We start from the raw sequence: 20,038 nt of genomic DNA on the forward strand, positions 1-20,038 counted from the left end.
GACCATGAGTGATGAATTCGGCGTTGAGAGCGTCTACGCGGAACTGCTGGGCCGCGCCCCGGAGAACAAGATGGAACCTCGGATGGAGCCGCTGTACCGTGCGATGGACATCCTGGGCGAACCCAACAAGGCGTTCGCCAGCATCCACCTGACCGGGACCAACGGCAAGACGTCCACGGCCCGGATCATTGAGGCCGGCCTGCGGGCCCACGGACTGCGCACCGGCCGGTACACCAGCCCGCACCTGTCCAAGGTCACCGAGCGGATCAGTATTGACGGCGAGCCGGTCGCGGACGAGACGTTTGTGCGGGTCTGGGACGAGATCCGGCCGTACCTGGACATTGTGGACCAGGAGCTGAATGCCGAGGGCGAACCGCGGCTGACCTACTTCGAGTGCGTGACCATCCTCGCCATCGCCATCTTCGCCGACGAGCCGGTGGAAGTGGCGGTGGTCGAGGTGGGCCTCGGCGGCATCACCGACGCCACCAACGTGGTGGACGGCCAGGTCTCGGTGGTCACCCCGATCTCGCTGGATCACACGGACCTGCTGGGGGACACCACCGCGGACATCGCCCGGGAGAAGGCAGGCATCATCAAGAGCGGCGGATTCCTGATCAGCGCCGCGCAGCCGCTGGACGCAGCCGAGGTGCTGCTGGAACAGGCGCGGGACCTGCAGGTGCCGTTCCGGTTCGAGGGCGTGGAATTCGGCGTCGAGTCGCGCGCGGTGGCGGTCGGCGGCCAGCAGTTGACGATCAGCGGGCTGGCCGGCCGCTACGAGGATCTGCTGCTGCCGCTGCACGGCGCGCACCAGGCCCAGAACGCCGCGGTGGCCGTGGCGGCGCTGGAAGCGTTCCTTGGCGGCGGGGAGAAAGAGCTCAACGTCGAAGTGCTCCGCGAGGCGTTCCTGGAGGTCACGTCACCGGGCCGGCTGGAAGTGGTTCGGACCGCGCCCACCATCATTGTGGACGCCGCCCACAACCCCGACGGAATGAAGGCCAGTGCGCAGGCCATCCTGGAGGCGTTCAACTTCACCACGTTGGTCCCGGTGGTCGGCGTGCTGCAGGAAAAGGACGCCATCGGTTTGTTCCAGCAGTTGCGCGAGCAGCTCATCGACCTGACCGACGAAATCTGCGTCACGACGTCCAACTCGCCCCGGGCCATTCCGGCCGAGCAGTTGGCCGAGGACGCCATGGCCGCCGGCTTCCCGGAAGATGCTGTCCACATTGCTCCTCGGCTGGACGATGCCATCGAATGGGCCGTCGGCCGGGCCGAAGCCAACAACGACCTCTCGGGCGGCGTACTGATCACCGGGTCCATCACCCTGGTGGCCGACGCCCGAATCCTGCTAGGAAAGTAACAAGATCCATGGCCAAACTGACCAAAGCCCAGCGCGAATGGCGTCCGGACACGCCCAAGAAACGGCGCTCGATCAAGACCATGTTCGCTTCCACCGTGCTGCTGCTGGAAGCCTTTGTGGCCTTCTTCGCCACGCTGGTGGTGTTCGGGCTCTACCGCGACGAGGTGCCGACGGCGCTGATCCTGGGACTCGGCATCGGCCTAAGCATCCTGCTGATGCTGTGCTGCGCGCTGCTGCGCCGGCCGTCCGGCTACGCCATTGGCTGGGGACTGCAAGTGCTGCTGATCGCCACCGGCTTCGTCGAACCGGTGATGTTCGTGGTCGGGCTGCTGTTCGCCCTGTCCTGGTGGTACGCGGTACGCACCGGCGGCCGACTGGACCGCGAGAACGCGCAGCGCGATGCGGAGCAGGCAGCCTGGGAACGCGAGCACGGCGCGGAAGCAGGGGGAACCCGGGCACCAGGGGAAACCGGCGAAGCCGGCACCGCTGGTGGCGACAGCCGCTGACCAGCGCTGCCCGGTAGCGCCGCGGGTGCCGCGCCGCCCGACGGAGGACGGCGATTCCGCCCCGGGCGTGCGCTCCCGGCCCGTCCCGTAGGATGAAACGGGGTTTTTGGAGCTAATCGTGAAGCAAAGAGGAGAAATTGTGAGCGTTGAACGCACACTGGTACTGGTCAAGCCCGACGGCGTGTCCCGCGGTCTCACCGGCAGCATCCTGGCCCGCATCGAGGCCAAGGGTTACACCCTGGTCGAACTGAAGCTGGTGGAGGCCACCCGCGAGCTGCTGGAAAAGCACTACGAGGAGCACGTGGGCAAGCCGTTCTACGAGCCGCTGGTCGAGTTCATGCTCTCCGGCCCGGTTGCCGCCGCCGTGTTCGAGGGGCACCGGGTGATCGAAGGCTTCCGGTCCTTGGCCGGAACCACCGACCCCACCACTGCCGCTCCCGGCACGATCCGCGGCGACTTCGGCCGCGACTGGGGCGTGAAGGTGCAGCAGAACCTGGTCCACGGTTCGGATTCGCCGGAGTCCGCCGAGCGCGAGATCGGCATCTGGTTCTCCTAGCCTGTGCAACGCACAGAGGCCGCGGCCCCGGACGGGGACGCGGCCTCTGGCCATTTAAGACGAACCGTGCGCTGGTCAGCCCAGGAACGCTTCGATGAACGCCAGGAAAATGGTCCCGGCGGTCACCACCCACAGCAGCGCCGTGATGGTCCAGGCCCAGCTGCCGGCGAACCGGACCACGCCCGCGGGCGCCTTGATGACTCCGTGCGCCAGGTTCCGCGCCGTGGTGTGGACCATCATCGCGATCATCGCGGCCCACACCCCCATGCAGTACAGGCACAGGATGTGGATGTCGTAGAGCGCCTGGCTCCACAGCCAGACGACGAAGATGAAGCCCAATGTGACGCCGCTCTGCAGGCCGATCCAATACCAGCGGCGGAACCGTGCCCCGGCAAGGATCGCCACCGCCGTCGTGATCGGGACGGCGAAGGCGACGATGCCGATCAGCGGGTTCGGGAAGCCGAAGAGCGAGGCCTGCCAGTGCTGGAACACCTTGCCGCAGGAGACCCACGGGTTGATGTCGCAGCTGGTCACATGGCCCGGGTCTGCATAGGTGGCCAGTCGCTCGAGCACCAGGATGCCGGACATGATCCAGCCGAACACACCGGTAGCCAGCAACAACCAGGCGAATGGTTTTTCCCGGGCAATGCCGGGAACCTCGCTGTCCGGACGGTGTCCGGAGGCGGTAGCGGCCAGGGATGTGGAGCGTTGCGCGTCGGTATGCACCGTGTTCCTCGAGTTCGGGGGCAATTGGCTCGATTCTACGCCGGAGCGAACAGCTGATACTCACCAAAACGGACCCGGTGTGAGAGAATGATCGTGGCTGATAGCGGCCCCACATGCTGCTACCGGTCCAGCGACAGGCTTCCAGGTCCGTCGGCGATGCTTCCCGAACAAGGAGCCCATCAATCCGGATGGGCGCTGGGAATCCGCCAGGCGGCCCTGCCGGTGAAGAGAACGTTACGGCAGACGGAAAAGCGCCGCTGGTCCCCGGGTGTGCCGCGCCCCACGTGATGGCGCGAGCTCGGGTGATACCAAGACGACTTTCGGTGACGGGCAGCCCAAGGCACCCGGATACCCGGCTACATGCCCCCGAGGGCACCGGGATGTGGCCGGTGCCGCAAGGGTTGGAGCATAACTATAAATGGACAATGAACAGGTAATGCCCGCTACCTCCACTCCGGCCGACTCGCCCGAGGGAACAGCCAAAAAACCGCCGCGGCCTCGCCGCAAGCCCGCCGTGTCCGCACCGCCGCAGGACCAGTTGGACGTTCAGCTGCCCTCCGCGCCCGCTGATTCCACTAACGACGGCGGTGCCTCCGCCGCTGCACAGGGTCCCGATGCGTCTCCCGCAGGAGACCAGTTGGCCGGGCTGGTCACGGCCGGCAGCCAGCCGGAAGGACAAGTGCCGGCAGCCACCACCCGGACGCGCCGGCCGCGCAAGACCGCTGCCGAGAAGGCCGCGGAAGCTGCGGCCGCCCAGGATGCCCAGCCGCAAGAGGCCGCTGCTGCCGAAACTGGGTCTGCCGCGGAAACGCTAACTGCTGCCGCAAGCGCCGCCGAACCCGTTGCCGGCCCGGTTGCCGAAGCGGCTCCCGCCGCCAAGACCAGAACCCGCCAGCCGCGCAAGACTGCCGCCCAGAAGGCTGCCGAAGCAGCAGCCCAGGAAGCCGCACTGCAGGAAGGCGCCGACGTTCAGCCGGCCGCCGAGCAGGCCGATTCTGCCGGCGGAGCCGCTCCGGACGGTGTCTTGGACCCGGCTAATGAGCAGATCGAGGCCCCGGTTGATGGCGAAGCTGCGGGCAAGCCGGTCCGCAAGCGCCGCAGCCGCGCCGAGCAGCCGGTTGAGCAACCCGTCGATGCCGACGGCATCCTGGAAGCCGAAGGTGCGGAGGAGTCGGCCGAAAAGCCGGCCGGCCGCCGTCGTACTGCCGCGACCACGCGTACTGCGGCTACCACTCGGACCCGCCGCAGCACCGCCGCGCAGGGCACCGAGGCTGCCGCAGCCGAACTGACCACCGCCGAAGGCGAGGCCCCGGCCGGCGGGCAGGAGCCGGTGGCTGCGGAAGCGACGGCTTCCGGCGCCGAGGCCACCACCGAGCCAGCCGCCACCGCCGAGCCGGCCGCCGGCACCGAGGCAGCGGGCGAGCAGCCCGCCAAGGCGCCCTCCCGCCGTCGTCGTTCCACCAAGGCCGCGGCCTCCGCCGCCCCGGAAGCAGGGGAAGCCGCCGCGGAACAGGCTGCCCCCGCAGCCGAACCCGCAGCCGAGCCTGCCGCCGAAGCGGAGCAGGCCGAAGAAACGACGGCAGAAACTACCGACGCAGCAGAGACCGGGCACGCCCCGTTCACCATTCCGTCCTCGCCGGTATCCCTGCTCTTCCACGCGCCGGACCTGTCCGCCGTCGCCGCCGCCAAGCAGGAACCGGCCGCGGCAGCGGACTCCGAGGAGGAAGACGAGGACGGCGGGCACCGGCGCAGCCGCCGGAACCGCCGCGGCCGCACCCGCAACCGCGCCGAGGTCGAGGCCGGCAACGGCGAGACAGACGGCACTGAAGGGAACGACGAGGCCGCCAAATCCGCAGAAGACAGCACGGTGGGGGAGACGGACGGCGTGACTTCGCGCCGCCGTCGCCGCCGGCGCCGCGGCGACGCCGATCTGGAACTGACCGGCGGTTCGGAGGACGATCCGCCCAACACGGTCACCCGGGTTCGGGCCCCGCGCCCGGTGGCCGAAACCGCTCCCAGCAACAAGGTGGCATCGGTTAAGGGCTCCACCCGGCTGGAAGCCAAGAAGCAGCGCCGCCGCGAATCCCGCGAATCCGGCCGCCGCCGCCAGGTGATCACCGAAGCCGAGTTCCTGGCCCGCCGCGAGTCCGTTGACCGGCAGATGGTGGTCCGCCAGCGCGACGACAGGATCCAGATCGGTGTGCTCGAAGACGGCGTGCTCGCGGAGCACTTCGTGTCCAAGACGCAGCAGGACTCGCTGATCGGCAACGTTTACCTGGGCAAGGTGCAGAACGTGCTGCCCAGCATGGAAGCGGCCTTCATTGATATCGGCCGCGGCCGCAACGCCGTGCTCTACGCCGGCGAGGTCAACTGGGACGCCGCCCACTTGGACGGACAACCGCGCCGGATCGAGCTGGCGTTGAAGTCCGGCGACTCGGTGCTGGTCCAAGTGACCAAGGATCCGGTGGGCCACAAGGGCGCCCGGCTGACCAGCCAGATCTCGCTGCCGGGCCGCTTCCTGGTCTACGTGCCCGGCGGCTCGATGACCGGCATCTCGCGCAAACTGCCGGACGTGGAACGCAACCGGCTGAAGAAGATCCTGAAGGAACATGTTCCGGACGGCGCCGGCGTGATTGTGCGCACCGCGGCCGAAGGTGCCAGCGAAGAAGAGCTGATGAACGACATCAACCGGCTGCGCGCGCAGTGGGAAGGCATCGAATCGCGTGCCGGCTCCACCAAGACGCTGGCACCGGAGATGCTCTACGCGGAGCCGGACCTGACCATCAAGGTGGTCCGCGACGTATTCAACGAGGACTTCTCCAAGCTGGTAGTTTCCGGCGAGGAAGCCTGGGACACCATCGAGGCCTACGTCACCTACGTGGCCCCGGACCTGGTGGACCGGCTGGAAAAGTGGACGTCGGAGACTGACATCTTTGCTGCCCAGCGGCTGGACGAGCAGATCCACAAGGCACTGGACCGCAAGGTGTTCCTGCCCTCCGGCGGTTCGCTGGTGATTGACCGCACCGAGGCGATGACCGTGGTGGACGTCAACACCGGCAAGTTCACCGGCTCCGGCGGCAACCTGGAAGAAACCGTCACCAAGAACAACCTGGAAGCTGCCGAAGAAGTGGTCCGCCAGCTGCGGCTGCGGGACATCGGCGGCATCATCGTCATCGACTTCATCGACATGGTGCTGGAATCCAACCGGGACCTGGTGCTGCGCCGGCTGGTCGAGTGCCTGGGCCGCGACCGCACCAAGCACCAGGTGGCAGAGGTGACGTCGCTGGGCCTGGTGCAAATGACCCGCAAGCGGATGGGCACGGGGCTGCTGGAAGTCTTCGGCGAGCAGTGCGAGCACTGCGCCGGCCGCGGCGTGATCACCCACGACGAACCGGTCGAACACCGCCGCACCGGCGCCGCGACCGAGCACCACCAGGTCCGGATCGATAAGCGTTCGGAACGGCAGTCGCGCAGCGAGAAGCGCCGCAGCCGCGGCCAGGGCCAGCAGGAGCAGACCGCCGAGGCTCCGGCTGCGGTGGGGCAGGACGACGAGGCCGAGCGCAAGGCCAAGGCCGAGGCCGCCCGTGCGGCACTGGCCACTATCGCCGCCGCAGCCCACGCCGCCCATGAGGCGGAGGAGCACCCCGAGGCTGCCAAGGCCAAACAGCACGACGGCGAAGCAGCCGCCGCAGCCAGCTCCGCCGGCAAGCCCGAGGCCGCCGGCGGAACCGCGCCGGCGCAGGGCCAGCCTGTTGCCTCCGGACGCAAGCGCCGCTCGCGCCGTGCCGACGATTCCGGCATCGCTGCGGCCGCCGCTTCCCCGGCGGCGACCGGCGCCGAGGAAGCCGGAGCCGGAGTGCTGAACATCAACGGCGAAACCGTGGCCATCCCGCGGGCGACGTCCGCTCCGGTGGCCGCCCGGGAAGAGCCGTCGCTGACCTTGGAGAGCCTGACCGAGGCCTTCAACAAGGTTGCCCCGGTGGAGAAGCCGGTGGAGAAGCAGGAGCCGGCCGCCCCTGCAGCCGCTCCGGAACCAGCCGCGGCAGGCCGTGCCCAGGCCGCGGAGCCGTCGGTGCCGGCGGAGCAGGTCCAGCCCGCGCCCGCCGCCGAGCCGCAGGCTCCGGCGACCACCCCGGTGCGGAAGCCGCGCCGTCGTCGTGCTGCCAGCAGCCCGCAGGGGGCTGCCGACGCTCCGGTGGAGACCGTGGATGTGTCCACTTTCCCGGAGAACAACGGAGGCCACCGGCACGCCGCGGCCGCGCCGGCCGCGCCCGCCTTGGCCGAGGCGGCAGCAGGAAAGACCGAAGCCGCCGCTCCGCTGGTGCTGGGTGTGGGAGTGCCCGCCTCGGAGCTGTAGCAACCCGCATCAGCACAGGCCGCGGACTCCTCGGGTGCGCGGCCTGTGCTGCGTTTGGGAGGCAAAAGGTCCGTTGCCCGCCGTGTCGCGGAGTGGAAATGCACGCGTCTGGGCGAAGCGGCAGTAGTATTACTGGGTGCGACCGAGCGGATTCCTGTCCGCTCGCGCCAGGTAAGGATCACGCACGGCCCCTCCGGCACTCCCGGAGCCGCTGGTTTGCGGCGAATAGCCGCAATAGCGTAATCTAGATCTTCGGTGCGTACGCCTTCGAAGGGTTTCCACCCGCAGGCGCGGATGCACAGTGCTTTCCAGGCCGTCATAGCGTGCCTGCGTATTCGAGCAACAACTGTAATAAACGTCTAGAGAAGTGAGTTCCCAAGTGGTGTACGCGATTGTCCGCGCCGGCGGCCGCCAAGAAAAGGTTTCCGTTGGAGACCTCGTGACCCTTGACCGCGTCCCCGGCGAGGCCGGTAGCACCATCGAGCTGCCTGCTCTGCTCCTGGTCGACGGCGACAAGGTCACCTCCGCAGCCGATGCCCTGGCCAACGTCAAGGTCACGGCCGAGATCGTCGAGAATCTCCGCGGTCCGAAGATTGTCATCCAGAAGTACAAGAACAAGACCGGCTACAAGAAGCGCCAGGGCTACCGCTCTGCACTGACCAAGGTCAAGGTCACCGGAATCGCCTAAGCGGTCCGCTGACTTTTCAAACGTTCCTTCAGACACAAAGGTAGGCAAAACAAATGGCACATAAGAAGGGTGCGAGCTCCACTCGCAATGGTCGCGATTCCAACGCACAGCGCCTTGGCGTCAAGCGCTTCGGTGGCCAGGTAGTTTCCGCCGGCGAGATCATCGTCCGCCAGCGCGGTACCCACTTCCACCCCGGCGCCAACGTCGGCCGTGGCGGCGACGACACGCTGTTCGCCCTCGAGGCCGGCGCCGTTGAGTTCGGCACGCGCCGCGGACGCCGCGTCGTAAACATCGTGGCTGCCGCTGCGGAGTAACCTCCAGCAGCAAACAGCTTTCCAGTGAGGCGGGCCGACGGTCCGCCTCACTGGTGTTTTAACCCGACTAGAATCACTGGTGGGCCGTTTCGGTTCTGGCCCACCGGCAAAGAGGAGATCGATCACGTGGCAACATTCGTTGACCGGGTAGTCCTGCATGTATCCGGCGGATCCGGTGGCCACGGTTGCGTCTCCGTCAAGCGCGAGAAATTCAAGCCCTTGGGCGGCCCCGACGGCGGCAATGGCGGCAATGGCGGCGACGTCATCCTGCGCGTGGACTCCCAGACCACCACTCTGCTGGACTACCACCACGCCCCGCACCGGCACGCCACCAACGGCGGTCCCGGGATGGGCGACTGGCGGGGCGGCAAGAACGGCGCCACGCTGGTGCTGCCCGTGCCCGACGGCACGGTGGTCAAGACCAAGAACGGCGACGTGCTTGCCGACCTGGTGGGCGAGGGGACCGAATTTGTTGCCGCCGCCGGTGGCCAAGGCGGGCTCGGCAACTCAGCGCTGGCATCGGCCAAGCGCAAGGCCCCGGGATTCGCCCTGCTGGGCATTCCGGGCGACGAGCGGGACATCGTCCTGGAGCTGAAGTCCATCGCCGATGTGGCGCTGGTCGGCTTCCCGTCCGCGGGCAAATCCAGTCTGATCGCGGCGATGTCCGCGGCCCGGCCGAAGATCGCCGACTACCCCTTCACCACGCTGGTGCCGAACCTGGGCGTGGTGCAGGCCGGGGACACCCGGTTCACCATCGCCGACGTGCCCGGGCTGATCGAAGGCGCCAGCGAGGGCAAGGGCCTGGGCCACCACTTCCTGCGCCATGTGGAGCGCTGCGCCGCGCTGGTGCATGTGCTGGACTGCGCCGCGCTGGAAGCCGACCGCGACCCGCTCTCCGACCTGGCGATCATCGAACGCGAGCTGGAACAGTACGCGGTGGATATGAGCTACGCCGGTGCCGACGGCGATGTGGTCCCGCTGAACGAGCGGCCCAAGCTGGTGGCCCTGAACAAAGTGGACGTGCCGGACGGCCGCGACATGGCCGAGTTCGTCCGGCCCGAGCTGGAAAAGCGCGGATACCGCGTCTTCGAAGTGTCGGCCTCCAGCCACGAGGGGCTGCGCCAGCTGGGTTTCGCCATGGCCGAAATCGTCAGCGCCGCGCGGGCCGCGGTGAAGGCCGCCCCGCCGAAGGTCGCACCTGCCGTGCTGCGCCCGCGGTCCGTGAACGACCGTGGCTTCATCATCCGCCGCGAAGAAAAGAACCTGGAACCGCTCTTCCGGGTGCTGGGCGAGAAGCCGGAGCGCTGGGTCAAGCAGACCGACTTCAACAACGACGAAGCCGTGGGCTACCTCTCCGACCGGCTGGCCAAGCTGGGGGTTGAAGACCAGTTGTTCAAGTCCGGTGCGCGCCCGGGAGACACCGTGGTGATCGGCGAGGACGACGCAGTGGTCTTCGACTGGGAGCCGACCATGGCGGCCGGCGCCGAACTGCTGTCCTCCCCGCGTGGCACCGACCTGCGCCTGATGGAATACATCCGGCCCACCCGCGAGGAGAAGCGGGAGCAGTACCAGGAGCGCAAGGAGGCCCGGGCCGCCACCCGCGCCGAGCTCGAAGCCGAGCGTAAGTCAGGCGTCTGGACCGAGAAGGAAGACCATGACGACGACGATGAGCTCTGAGCCGGCGACGGCGGCCGACCGGACCCTGCTGGCCACGGCCGAGCGTCTGGTGGTCAAGGTCGGCTCGTCCTCACTGACCTCGGTGGCGGGCGGCATCTCCGAAGAGGCGCTGCTGTCCCTGGTGGAAGTGCTGGCGGCCCGCCGCAACGCCGGCACCGAAGTCATCCTGGTGTCCTCCGGCGCCATTTCCGCCGGACTGGCCCCGCTGGGCCTGAGCCGCCGGCCGCGGGATCTGGCCACCCAGCAGGCCGCCGCGAGCGTGGGCCAGGGCCTGTTGATGGCCCGCTACACGCAGGCCTTCGGCGCCCGCGGCATCACCGTCAGCCAGGTGCTGCTGACCGCCGAGGACCTGATGCGCCGCCAGCACTATGCCAACGCCTACCGGGCGATGCACCGGCTGCTGCACCTCGGCGTCGTGCCGGTGGTCAACGAGAACGACACCGTGGCCACTCACGAAATCCGCTTCGGCGACAACGACCGGCTGGCCGCGCTGGTGGCCCACCTAGTCAAGGCCGACGCGCTGCTGCTGCTGTCCGACGTCGATGCGCTCTACGACGGTCCGCCCAAGGACGGCGCGCAGCGGATACCTTTGGTGGCCGGGCCGGAAGATTTGGACGGCGTGAACATTGGCCGCACCGGTGCCGCGGGCGTCGGCACCGGCGGGATGATGACCAAGGTCGAGGCCGCCGCAATCGCGGCCGGCTCGGGCATCCCGGCGCTGGTCACGTCCACGCCGAACGCGGCCCGCGCGCTGGCCGGCGAAGACGTGGGAACGTGGTTTGCGGTCAGCGGCACCCGCCGGCCGCCGCGGCTGCTGTGGCTGGCGCATCTGGCCTCCGTGCAGGGCCGGCTGGTGCTTGACGACGGCGCCGTGCAGGCCGTGCGGGACAAGCACCGGTCGCTGCTGCCGGCCGGCATCGTCTCCGTCAAGGGCGACTTCGAACCCGGGGATCCGGTGGAACTGGCCGACGGCGACGGCCGGGTGGTGGCCCGCGGACTGGTCAACTTCTCCTCCTATGAACTGCCGCGGATGCTCGGCCGCTCCACCAAGGAACTTGCCGCGTCGCTGGGCCGGCAGTACGAACGCGAAATCATCCACGTCGACGACCTGGTGGTGCTCTGAACCACGCCGCCGGCCGCAGGCGCAAGCGTAACGTGACCTCCGTCGTCGTGCCTCGCGTGGCACACGGGCTAAAATCGGCAGTATGACCCAGACAGCCTCTTCCCAGTCCACGGCCGAAACGTCCCAGGACAGCCAGAAGCCGGATGCCGCCGCCGCCGTTGAATCCATCGCCATCCGGTCCCGGAATGCTGCGCGCCGGATGGCACGCGCCAACCGGGCGTGGAAGGACAAGGCGCTGCGGGAGATCGCTGGCTCTTTGGTCGCCAAGCGGGACGTGGTGCTGCAGGCCAACCGCCAGGACCTGGACCAGGGCAGGGCGAACGGCACCAGCGCCGCGCTGCTGGACCGGCTGACGCTGGACACCAAGCGGATCGACGGATTGGCCGCGGCGCTGGAAAACCTGGCCGCGCTGCCGGATCCGGTGGGAACCGTGATGCGCGGGCAGACCCTGCCGAACGGCCTGCGGCTCCGCCAAGTCCACGTGCCGATGGGCGTGGTGGCTGCTATTTACGAGGCCCGCCCGAATGTCACCGTGGACATCGCCGGCCTGGCGCTCAAGAGCGGCAATGCCGTGATCCTGCGCGGCGGCAGCGCGGCCCGGCACACCAACGTTGCGCTGCTGGGCATCATCCGCGATGCGCTGGACCGGGTGGGCCTGCCCGCCGACGCCGTGCAAAGCGTGGACGACTATGGCCGTGACGGCGCCCACGCCCTGATGCAGGCGCGCGGGCTGGTGGACGTGCTGATTCCGCGCGGCGGCCGCGAACTGATCCAGTCCGTGGTCAACAACGCGAAGGTCCCGGTGATCGAGACCGGCGAAGGCAACGTCCATATCTTCCTGGACGAGTCGGCGGGCACGGAGATGGCCGTGGACATCCTGCTCAACGCTAAGACGCAACGGCCCTCGGTATGCAACACGGTGGAGACCCTGCTGGTGCACCGCGATGCGGCCGCCACGGCCGACGTCCTCGCTGCCCTGGCCGGCGCGGGAGTGCGGCTCCATGTGGACCAGCGGGTGGCCGGCATCCTGCCGTCCGGCGTCGAGGCCACAACCGCCACCGACGACGACTGGGCCCGCGAGTACATGGACCTGGACCTGGCGGTGGGCATGGTGGACTCGATGGACGACGCGCTGCGGCACATCCGGGCCTGGACCACGGGACACACCGAGGCGATCATCACCAACGACCTGCGCAACGCGGAGCGGTTCATCGCCGAGATCGATTCGGCGGCGGTGATTGTCAACGCGTCCACCCGCTTTACCGACGGCGGCGAACTGGGCTTGGGTGCGGAGGTGGGTATTTCCACGCAGAAGATGCATGCCCGCGGGCCGATGGGGCTGCGCGAACTGACCACCACCAAATGGATCGTCCAAGGCGACGGCCAGGTCCGCGACTGAACCTGTAGCCAGCCGGCACCGCTCCCGGCTGAATCACGGTTCCGCGGCCGGAACGCGTACCATGGGTAGGAAGCCATATCCCGTCCGCCTGAGCGCGGCCGGACTGAAAAACATCAAGGGAGAATCATGCTGTCTCAGGTCCTCGACGCCGCACTCGTGGCTAGCGAAGCCGCCCACGTCGAACTTCCGGTCCCCGCATGGGCCGTCGGCGTCGGATTCATGACGCTGTTCGTACTCATGATGTTTGCCACGATCGCTTTCACCAGCGTTGGCCAGCGGCACTCGGCGGTCGAGGAGCAGGTGGACCCGCACCGCCAGTTCCCGAACAAGCACGACCACGGCCAAGCCGCACCGCGCCACTAGCCGTTCGTGCCCGCGCTGCCTGTCAAAGCCCCGCAAGCCGGAGCACTGCACCTCACTTACCCGGGGCGCAAGCTCCGGCTTGGCGTCATGGGCGGAACGTTTGATCCGATCCACCATGGTCACCTGGTGGCAGCCAGCGAGGTAGCGTCCGTGTTTGGCCTGGACGAGGTGGTCTTTGTGCCCACCGGCCAGCCGTGGCAGAAGACCGGGCGCGATGTCAGCCCGGCCGAACACCGCTACCTGATGACAGTGATCGCCACCGCCTCAAACCCGCGGTTCACGGTCAGCCGGGTGGACATCGAACGGCCGGGGCTGACCTACACCATTGATACGCTGCGGGACCTGCGCGCGGCGCGTCCCGATGCGGAACTGTTCTTCATCACCGGCGCGGACGCGCTGGCGCAGATCATGTCCTGGAAGGACATCGACGAGCTGTGGTCGCTGGCCCACTTCGTTGGTGTGACCCGGCCGGGGCACGAATTGCACAACCTGGGCCGCAAGGACGTCAGCCTGCTGGAGGTTCCGGCCATGGCCATTTCGTCCACGGACTGCCGGGAGCGCGTGGCCGAGGACCAGCCGGTTTGGTACTTGGTTCCGGACGGCGTAGTACAGTACATAGCCAAGTACGGTCTCTACCGGCACTCGTCGCACGGTGCCGCGGTGACGAGCCAACTTGAACCGAGCCAATGAAATCAGTCGTTTACTACTGGGTGATCAGCAAAGCATGAGCAATCAATCCCAGCCGCCGCGCAGCCGACGGGACATCCGAAGGCAGCGCGACGGCGCCGGTACGGGTCCGGAGCCTGCCTCCGGGATCGTCCCGCAGAAACCGGATGCCCACGCAAGCGCCCCGGCCGACGGCGGGGGAGCAGCTCCCGCAGCTTCCGGCAGCGGCCCCGCAGCTTCCCGCCAACGCCAGGGCGAACGGTCCTCGCAAACCCGCGCCCGCGAGCGGGAGGCGCACCGTGCGCTCAAGACCCTGACCGCTGCGCTGCCGCAGATCCCCACGCCGGAGCGGGACCAGGTGCCCACCCGGCGCCAGCTGCGCCAACAGCAATTGCAGCGTGAAAACCCCGGGCTTGCCCCGGAGGCTCCGGCTGTTGACCCTGCCCGTGCCTCGGCTCAGCCGGCGGGCGGCCGGGCCGGTGGCACCGTTGCTCCGGCTTCCAACGATTCCCGTACCTCGGCCAAGCCGGCGGACGGCCGGGCCCGCACCTCGGCTGCTCCGGCCGATGCCCCGTATCAGCCGCAGCGTCCGCCGATCGAAGGCGGCCGCCGCGCCCGGCGCAGCGGCGACACCGGCCGGCAACCGGTCCAGCCGCCGGCCGACGGGCAGGATTATCTGCTTTCTGCCGCCGGCCGCGAGGCAGTCGACGCCGGCGAGATGAGCGTGGAGCAGGCCTTGGCTGCCCGCGACCTGCTGATGGGCCAGGCCAAGAACATGGTCGCCATGATGGAGTCCAGGCAGGAACAGTCTCCGCATGACGTGGACTTGGAACTGCTGGCCCAGCAGAAGGCGCTGGCCGAGCGTGCCGCTGTCCTCAATAGGCGGGCTGCCGACAAGAAGCGGCTGAGCGACGAGAACGAACAGCGCCGGCACTCGGCCTCGGACCGGCCGATCGCGGACATTGCGTCATCGCCGATGGAGTTTGTGGCCGTCCCGGGTTCCGATCAGCATGTGCTGCGGCCGTCCTCGACGTCCTATGTTCCTGTGGTGACGACGCCGGCGCCGGCTCCGGCCCGGCCGACTCCTGCCCGGGAACCGGTCCCCGCACGGCGGCGGCCGTCCGGGCAAGCCACGAAGACTGAAGCTTCCGCCACCACCCAGGCTGTTCCGGCGCTGCGGGAAGAGAACCCCGTACCCCGGGCAGCCCAAGCAAACGGTGCTGCACCACGGTCGAAGATCCTGGCCGAAGCAGAAGCGCTGGCTGGAGGACGCGGCACTGCCATCCATCCGCTCAAGGCCACCAGCGCCCACGGGCTTGATCCACTGGACGCCCGGACTGCTGGGCTGGCCCGCGTCCACCGGATGCGGCTTGCGGTCGGTTCCGCTCTGGTGCTTGGCGCCGCCGCCTTCGCAGCGGGTATCGCCATGATGCTTGGACTCTTCGGCGGCTGAAGCCGCCAATCAATAGCTGGTTAACATTCAAGGAGACACATGACCGCACTCGAAAGCTCTATCGCCATCGCGCGTACCGCCGCCAAGGCAGCCAGCGACAAAATCGCCGAAGACATCGTCGCCATCGACGTCAGCGAGCGGTTGGCCATCACCGATGTGTTCCTCATCGCCTCTGCGCCGACCGAACGGCAAGTCAATGCGATTGTCGACGGCATTGAAGAGGAACTGCACAAGCAGGACCTGCGTCCGGTCCGCCGGGAAGGACGCTCCGAAGGCCGCTGGGTACTGCTGGACTACGCCGGCGTGGTCATCCACGTGCAGCACCAGGAAGACCGCGTCTTCTACGCCTTGGAACGGCTGTGGAAGGATTGCCCGCCCATCGACCTGCAGTTGGACGATAAGCCAGCGCCAACGGGCACTGAGTAACCGGGGGAGCGTGGCACTTGCCGCCTGGTTCCGCCCTGCGCGGCGCCGGTGGCATGTTCCGAGCCGGTCTGCTGATTTGGAATCCGTGCCGGTGTCTGCATAGAATATTCAAGTTGCTTCGAAGGAAGTGGCACGGAATCCGCAAGGATAATGGGGCTGTGGCGCAGCTGGTAGCGCACCTGCATGGCATGCAGGGGGTCAGGGGTTCGAGTCCCCTCAGCTCCACTCGTGAAGACACTTTTAGTGATATTCACGCTGTGGAATACACGCCTAAGCGTGGGCAAAACTTCCATTTCAAGGGGCTGTGGCGCAGCTGGTAGCGCACCTGCATGGCATGCAGGGGGTCAGGGGTTCGAGTCCCCTCAGCTCCACTTGGGAACTGAGTGAGACATCCTTCGCGGATGACTCCGCTCATCGTCAACACCCCGGTCCGAGGACCGGGGTGTTTTCTTTTGTCTGGTGGACCGTCCTTAGAGGAAGTCCGACAGCGCCGTCATCAGCCGGTCGATCTCAGCGTCGTCGTTGTAGGGGGCGAGTCCGACGCGCATGCCGGCATCGACGGGGAGCTGGAGCGCCTGGAAGGGCTCGTGGGCGTAGAAGCTGCCGGCAGGAGCCAGGATGTCACGGTCTGCAAGGAACTGGGAGGCCTTGGTGGCGTCCTTGTCGCGGAAGGTAAAAAACAGTGTCGGGGTGCGATCTGCGGCGGTCGAGTGGACGGTGACGCGGTCCCCGAGACCGGCGATACCTTCTTCGATGCGCTGACGTAGCCGCAATTCGTGCTGCTCGATGAGGTGGTGGGCGGCAATGAGCCGTTCGCGGCGTGGGCCGTCGTCCGGCGCGAGGCCGGCGATGAAGTCCACGGCCGCGGCCGTGCCGTTCATGATCTCGTAGGGCAAGGTGCCGAGCTCGAACCGCTCGGGGACGTTGTTGGTCGACGGGAGCAGCTTGTCGGGTTTCAGGGTTTCCAGCAGGCCGGGGTCGGCGGCGAGAGCGGCGCAGTGCGGCCCGAAGAATTTATACGGCGAACAGGTGAAGAAGTCCGCACCCAGTGCCCTGATGTCGACTGCGGCGTGGGCGGTGTAATGGACGCCGTCGACATAGACGAGGGCACCGACTTCGTGCGCGCGCGCCGCGATTCGCGCGACGGGGGGCTTGGTGCCCAGCAGGTTGGAAGCGGCTGTGACGGCGACCAGGCGGGTGCGCTCATTGATGATCTCGTCGACGGCGGTCAGATCAAGTTCTGCGGTGGCGGGGTCCAACGGAATCCAGCGGACGGTGACGCCGGCTGTCTGGGCGGCTTGAAGCCAAGGCCGGATGTTGGAGTCGTGGTCGAGCCCGGTGACGACGATCTGGTCATCAGGTGTCCAGGTTTTGGCCAGCGTGCGGGAGAAGTCGTAGGCGATCTGGGTGGCGCTGCGCCCGTAGACGATCCCCTCGGGCGAGGCGCCAAGCAGGTCGGCCACGGCGGTGCGGAAACCTGAGACGGCGTTCTCGGCGTTGAGTTCGCTGGCGACCAATGTGCCGCGGTTGGACAACGGACCGGTCAAGGTGCGGGCAATCGCCTGTCCCACGACGGCTGGCGTTTGTGTGCCTCCGGGGCCGTCAAAATGGGCCAGTCCCGACGTCAGTGAGGGGAACTCCGTGCGTAGGGCGGAAACGTCGAACGTCATGCTTCTCCTTGGCTCGCTGTGCGCGATCTCCTCGCGTTGTGTCGAGCGTGACACCCCCGGCGTCACTTGCCAAGCAGGCTTCCCGGTCGATCCGGTATTAGCCACGTCTCGTGGGACAGAATCTGTTGCGCAGGACGCATCTGATTGCAGAAAACAGCCAGTTTGGTGCGCCGGTGGTTACGATGACATAACTCCTTGACAGCCGCGGGGTTTCGGGGCCAAAGCGCTGCTAGCCTGCAAGGACTTTACCGATTCCCGTCCGTTATTCAGCTCACAGTGAACAACGGATTGTTACGGTGGGGACGTACAACCAGTAATACGAACAGCATGTGGCCAAAGCGATGCAGATCCATGGCAGGGTCCACATGTGCTGGACGTCAAACTGGCGGTTGGGGGGGGCTTTCCCGTCATCGCTTCGGCGAAACCGCCGTTCTGGGCGCCGTGACCCGCGGCAACCAGGAGCTGTATCAGTTTGACGCGTCTATTTGTCCGCAAAGACCAAGCACCAATCGTTGCCAAACTGCCTGCTCCTGGCGGCGCTGCAGCGTAGATGGGCCGTAGTGAACGAACAAATTGCACTGAGCGTACAGAATGTCTACAAGGTCTTCGGCAAGCGACCGGCCGAAGCAGTCAAACGGCTGCAAGCCGGGAAAACGCGCGAGGAGGTCTCCGCTCTAGGCACTGCTGCAGTGATCGACGCGTCCTTCGACGTCCGGGCCGGCGAAATCTTCGTGGTGATGGGGCTCTCCGGCTCCGGGAAGTCAACGCTGATCCGCACCCTCAATGGGCTGCAGCCGCAGACCGCGGGCAGCGTGGTGGTCGGCGGGACGGATATTTCAACGATCTCCGACGGAGAGCTCCGGAAGGTCCGGCAGCAAAAGATCTCGATGGTCTTCCAGCACTTCGCGCTGATGCCGCACCGCACCGTGGCGGACAACGCTGCCTATGCCCTCGAGGTTCAGGGCGTGGCCAAGGCTGAGCGACTGGCCCGTGCCCAGAAGGTGCTGAAGCTGGTGGGGTTGGAAGGCTGGGGCGACAAGTTCCCGGCCGAACTCTCCGGCGGCATGCAGCAGCGCGTCGGGCTGGCCCGCGCGTTGTGCGCCGAGACCGACATTCTGCTGATGGACGAGGCCTTCTCTGCCCTGGACCCGCTGATCCGCCGCGAAATGCAGGAGCAGCTGGTCGCGCTGCAAGCGGACCTGGGCAAGACCATTGTGTTCATCACCCACGATCTGAACGAGGCCATGTTCCTGGGCGACCGGATCGCCGTGATGCGGGACGGCCGGATTGTGCAGATCGGCACCCCCGACGACATCCTGACGCACCCCGCGAACGACTACGTGGCGAAGTTCGTCCAGGACGTGGACCGGACCCGGGTGCTGACCGCAGGCTCCGTGATGGAGCCGGCCCGCGCCGTCGTCAATCTCTCCGGAGGTCCGCGGAACGCGCTGCGCACCATGCGCGACCTGCAGACGTCCGCAGCCTTCGTGGTGGACCGGCGCCGGACCTTCTTCGGCACGGTGCGCGACCGCGACGTGATGCAACTGGTTGAATCACGGGCGCCCGACCTGACCGCCGCCGTGCGCAACGGTAACGGGCCGGTTCGTGCCGAAACCCCGCTCTCGGAACTCTTTGGCCTGGCGGTGGAGAGTCCCATTCCGCTGCCGGTGGTCGACGCCGAGGGCCGGTTGGTGGGCGCGATACCCCGGGTGACGCTGCTGGCTGCGCTCGGCAACGTTCCCTCCATTACCACCGACATTCCGATCGTCGAGAGCGCCCCGGCGCCGATCCCCGAACAAGAAGTCACCCGGACGCTCAACCGGACGTCGGCTGGCAACAAAACGTCGGCCGAAGGAGGAACCCGCTAATGGACCTGGAATTCCGCATCCCACTGGGCGACTGGGTCGACGTCGGCCTCGACTGGCTGCTGGCCACCTTCGCCGCCGTCTTTTCCTTCATCCGCACCGTCTTCCTCGGCGCCTACGACAGCCTGGAGTGGCTGCTCATCACGCCCCCGTCCTGGGTGATGATCATCGTGTTCGCTGCCATCGCCTACGCGGCCAGAGGCTGGAAGCTGGCGCTGGGCACCGCGGTCGGCTTCCTGCTGATTGTCGGCGTCAACCAGTGGGAGCACGCCATGGAGTCGTTCGCGCTGGTCATTGTGGCCACGGTAGTGGCTATTGTCCTCAGTGTCCCGGCCGGCATCCTCGCCGCCCGGTCAGCCACCGCCTCGGCGATCATCAGGCCGATCCTGGACTTCATGCAGACCATGCCTGCCATGGTGTACCTGATCCCGGCCTTGGTGATGTTCCGGGTGGGCGTGGTTCCGGGCATCATCGCGACCATCATTTTCTCGATGGCACCCGGCGTGCGGTTCACCGAGCTGGGCATCCGCGGCGTGGACAAGGAAGTGGTGGAGGCAGGCTACGCCTTCGGCTCCAGTCCCGGAAGCATCCTGCGCAAGATCCAGCTGCCGCTGGCGATGCCAACGATCATGGCCGGCATCAACCAGGTGATCATGCTGGCCCTGTCGATGGTGGTCATCGCCGGCATGGTCGGCGCCGGCGGACTGGGCGGCGAAGTGGTTGCCAGCCTGAACCGGATCGACGCCGGCCTTGGTTTCGAAGCCGGACTGGCCGTGGTCATCCTGGCCATCTTCCTGGACCGCGTGACCGCCAGCGTGGGTAAGACCTCGGAGCCCGGCGGACGCGCGGGCGCGGGCCGGCTGGCGAAGCGAAAACTGCAGGACGCCTGAAA

General features: G+C 67.4%; 17 protein-coding genes and 2 tRNA genes. 17 read left to right on the top strand and 2 right to left on the bottom strand.

Annotated features, from left to right (window positions below):
- Positions 1-4 precede the first annotated feature (4 nt).
- The 3 genes from AC5RW2_RS03755 (at position 5) to ndk (ending at position 2,419) form a co-directional block, all read left to right on the top strand.
- Complete coding sequence (locus AC5RW2_RS03755; RefSeq protein WP_493962183.1) at positions 5-1,357, top strand: bifunctional folylpolyglutamate synthase/dihydrofolate synthase; 1,353 nt, start codon at positions 5-7, stop codon at positions 1,355-1,357.
- An 8-nt stretch (positions 1,358-1,365) separates the two neighbouring features.
- Positions 1,366-1,863 carry a DUF4233 domain-containing protein gene (locus AC5RW2_RS03760; protein ID WP_493962182.1) on the top strand — a complete coding sequence of 166 codons (498 nt, stop codon included), beginning with the start codon at positions 1,366-1,368 and terminating at the stop codon, positions 1,861-1,863.
- 139 nt (positions 1,864-2,002) lie between these two features.
- Entirely contained in the window at positions 2,003-2,419 is a 417-nt protein-coding gene (ndk, locus tag AC5RW2_RS03765; RefSeq protein ID WP_493941050.1) for a nucleoside-diphosphate kinase, read from the top strand.
- A 75-nt stretch (positions 2,420-2,494) separates the two neighbouring features.
- Here the strand turns inward: ndk and AC5RW2_RS03770 are convergent, their stop codons facing one another.
- Positions 2,495-3,145 carry a vitamin K epoxide reductase family protein gene (locus tag AC5RW2_RS03770; protein ID WP_493950660.1) on the bottom strand — a complete coding sequence of 217 codons (651 nt, stop codon included), beginning with the start codon at positions 3,143-3,145 and terminating at the stop codon, positions 2,495-2,497.
- 418 nt (positions 3,146-3,563) lie between these two features.
- Between AC5RW2_RS03770 and AC5RW2_RS03775 the strand changes: the two genes are divergently transcribed.
- The 12 genes from AC5RW2_RS03775 to AC5RW2_RS03830 all read left to right on the top strand — a co-directional run bounded on the left by AC5RW2_RS03775 (position 3,564) and on the right by AC5RW2_RS03830 (position 15,982).
- Positions 3,564-7,502 carry an Rne/Rng family ribonuclease gene (locus AC5RW2_RS03775; RefSeq protein ID WP_494073697.1) on the top strand — a complete coding sequence of 1,313 codons (3,939 nt, stop codon included), beginning with the start codon at positions 3,564-3,566 and terminating at the stop codon, positions 7,500-7,502.
- Positions 7,503-7,881: 379 nt separating this feature from the next.
- Positions 7,882-8,190 (top strand): 50S ribosomal protein L21, encoded by a 309-nt coding sequence (gene rplU / locus AC5RW2_RS03780; RefSeq protein WP_136785500.1) that lies wholly within the window; start codon positions 7,882-7,884, stop codon positions 8,188-8,190.
- Between the two features lie 53 nt (positions 8,191-8,243).
- Entirely contained in the window at positions 8,244-8,504 is a 261-nt protein-coding gene (gene rpmA, locus AC5RW2_RS03785) for a 50S ribosomal protein L27 (protein ID WP_136785451.1), read from the top strand.
- A 126-nt stretch (positions 8,505-8,630) separates the two neighbouring features.
- Positions 8,631-10,181 (top strand): GTPase ObgE, encoded by a 1,551-nt coding sequence (gene obgE / locus AC5RW2_RS03790; RefSeq protein ID WP_493950658.1) that lies wholly within the window; start codon positions 8,631-8,633, stop codon positions 10,179-10,181.
- Positions 10,159-11,304, top strand: coding sequence for a glutamate 5-kinase (proB, locus tag AC5RW2_RS03795; protein WP_493962180.1), 1,146 nt, complete (start codon positions 10,159-10,161; stop codon positions 11,302-11,304). The genes obgE and proB overlap by 23 nt, the downstream gene beginning before the upstream one ends.
- A gap of 82 nt (positions 11,305-11,386) precedes the next feature.
- Positions 11,387-12,703, top strand: coding sequence for a glutamate-5-semialdehyde dehydrogenase (locus tag AC5RW2_RS03800; protein ID WP_493962179.1), 1,317 nt, complete (start codon positions 11,387-11,389; stop codon positions 12,701-12,703).
- Positions 12,704-12,829: 126 nt separating this feature from the next.
- Entirely contained in the window at positions 12,830-13,066 is a 237-nt protein-coding gene (locus AC5RW2_RS03805; protein WP_493950655.1) for a hypothetical protein, read from the top strand.
- 45 nt (positions 13,067-13,111) lie between these two features.
- Entirely contained in the window at positions 13,112-13,756 is a 645-nt protein-coding gene (nadD, locus tag AC5RW2_RS03810; protein WP_493941058.1) for a nicotinate-nucleotide adenylyltransferase, read from the top strand.
- 34 nt (positions 13,757-13,790) lie between these two features.
- Positions 13,791-15,185, top strand: coding sequence for a hypothetical protein (locus tag AC5RW2_RS03815; protein ID WP_493962178.1), 1,395 nt, complete (start codon positions 13,791-13,793; stop codon positions 15,183-15,185).
- A 39-nt stretch (positions 15,186-15,224) separates the two neighbouring features.
- The gene (rsfS, locus tag AC5RW2_RS03820) at positions 15,225-15,611 is read left to right on the top strand and encodes a ribosome silencing factor (protein WP_493941042.1); all 387 of its coding nucleotides are present in this window, start codon (positions 15,225-15,227) and stop codon (positions 15,609-15,611) included.
- 152 nt (positions 15,612-15,763) lie between these two features.
- A tRNA-Ala gene (locus AC5RW2_RS03825) sits at positions 15,764-15,836 on the top strand.
- A gap of 73 nt (positions 15,837-15,909) precedes the next feature.
- A tRNA-Ala gene (locus AC5RW2_RS03830) sits at positions 15,910-15,982 on the top strand.
- A gap of 99 nt (positions 15,983-16,081) precedes the next feature.
- Here AC5RW2_RS03830 and AC5RW2_RS03835 read toward each other — a convergent pair.
- Positions 16,082-17,281, bottom strand: coding sequence for a cysteine desulfurase-like protein (locus tag AC5RW2_RS03835; protein WP_493962177.1), 1,200 nt, complete (start codon positions 17,279-17,281; stop codon positions 16,082-16,084).
- 560 nt (positions 17,282-17,841) lie between these two features.
- Between AC5RW2_RS03835 and AC5RW2_RS03840 the strand changes: the two genes are divergently transcribed.
- On the top strand, positions 17,842-19,149 hold the full coding sequence (locus AC5RW2_RS03840) for a quaternary amine ABC transporter ATP-binding protein (RefSeq protein WP_493962176.1): 1,308 nt from the start codon (positions 17,842-17,844) through the stop codon (positions 19,147-19,149).
- Entirely contained in the window at positions 19,149-20,036 is an 888-nt protein-coding gene (locus AC5RW2_RS03845; protein WP_493962175.1) for an ABC transporter permease, read from the top strand. The genes AC5RW2_RS03840 and AC5RW2_RS03845 overlap by 1 nt, the downstream gene beginning before the upstream one ends.
- The last annotated feature ends 2 nt before the right edge of the window (positions 20,037-20,038 follow it).

It is taken from the genome of Arthrobacter sp. B0316-1-20, from assembly GCF_059091865.1.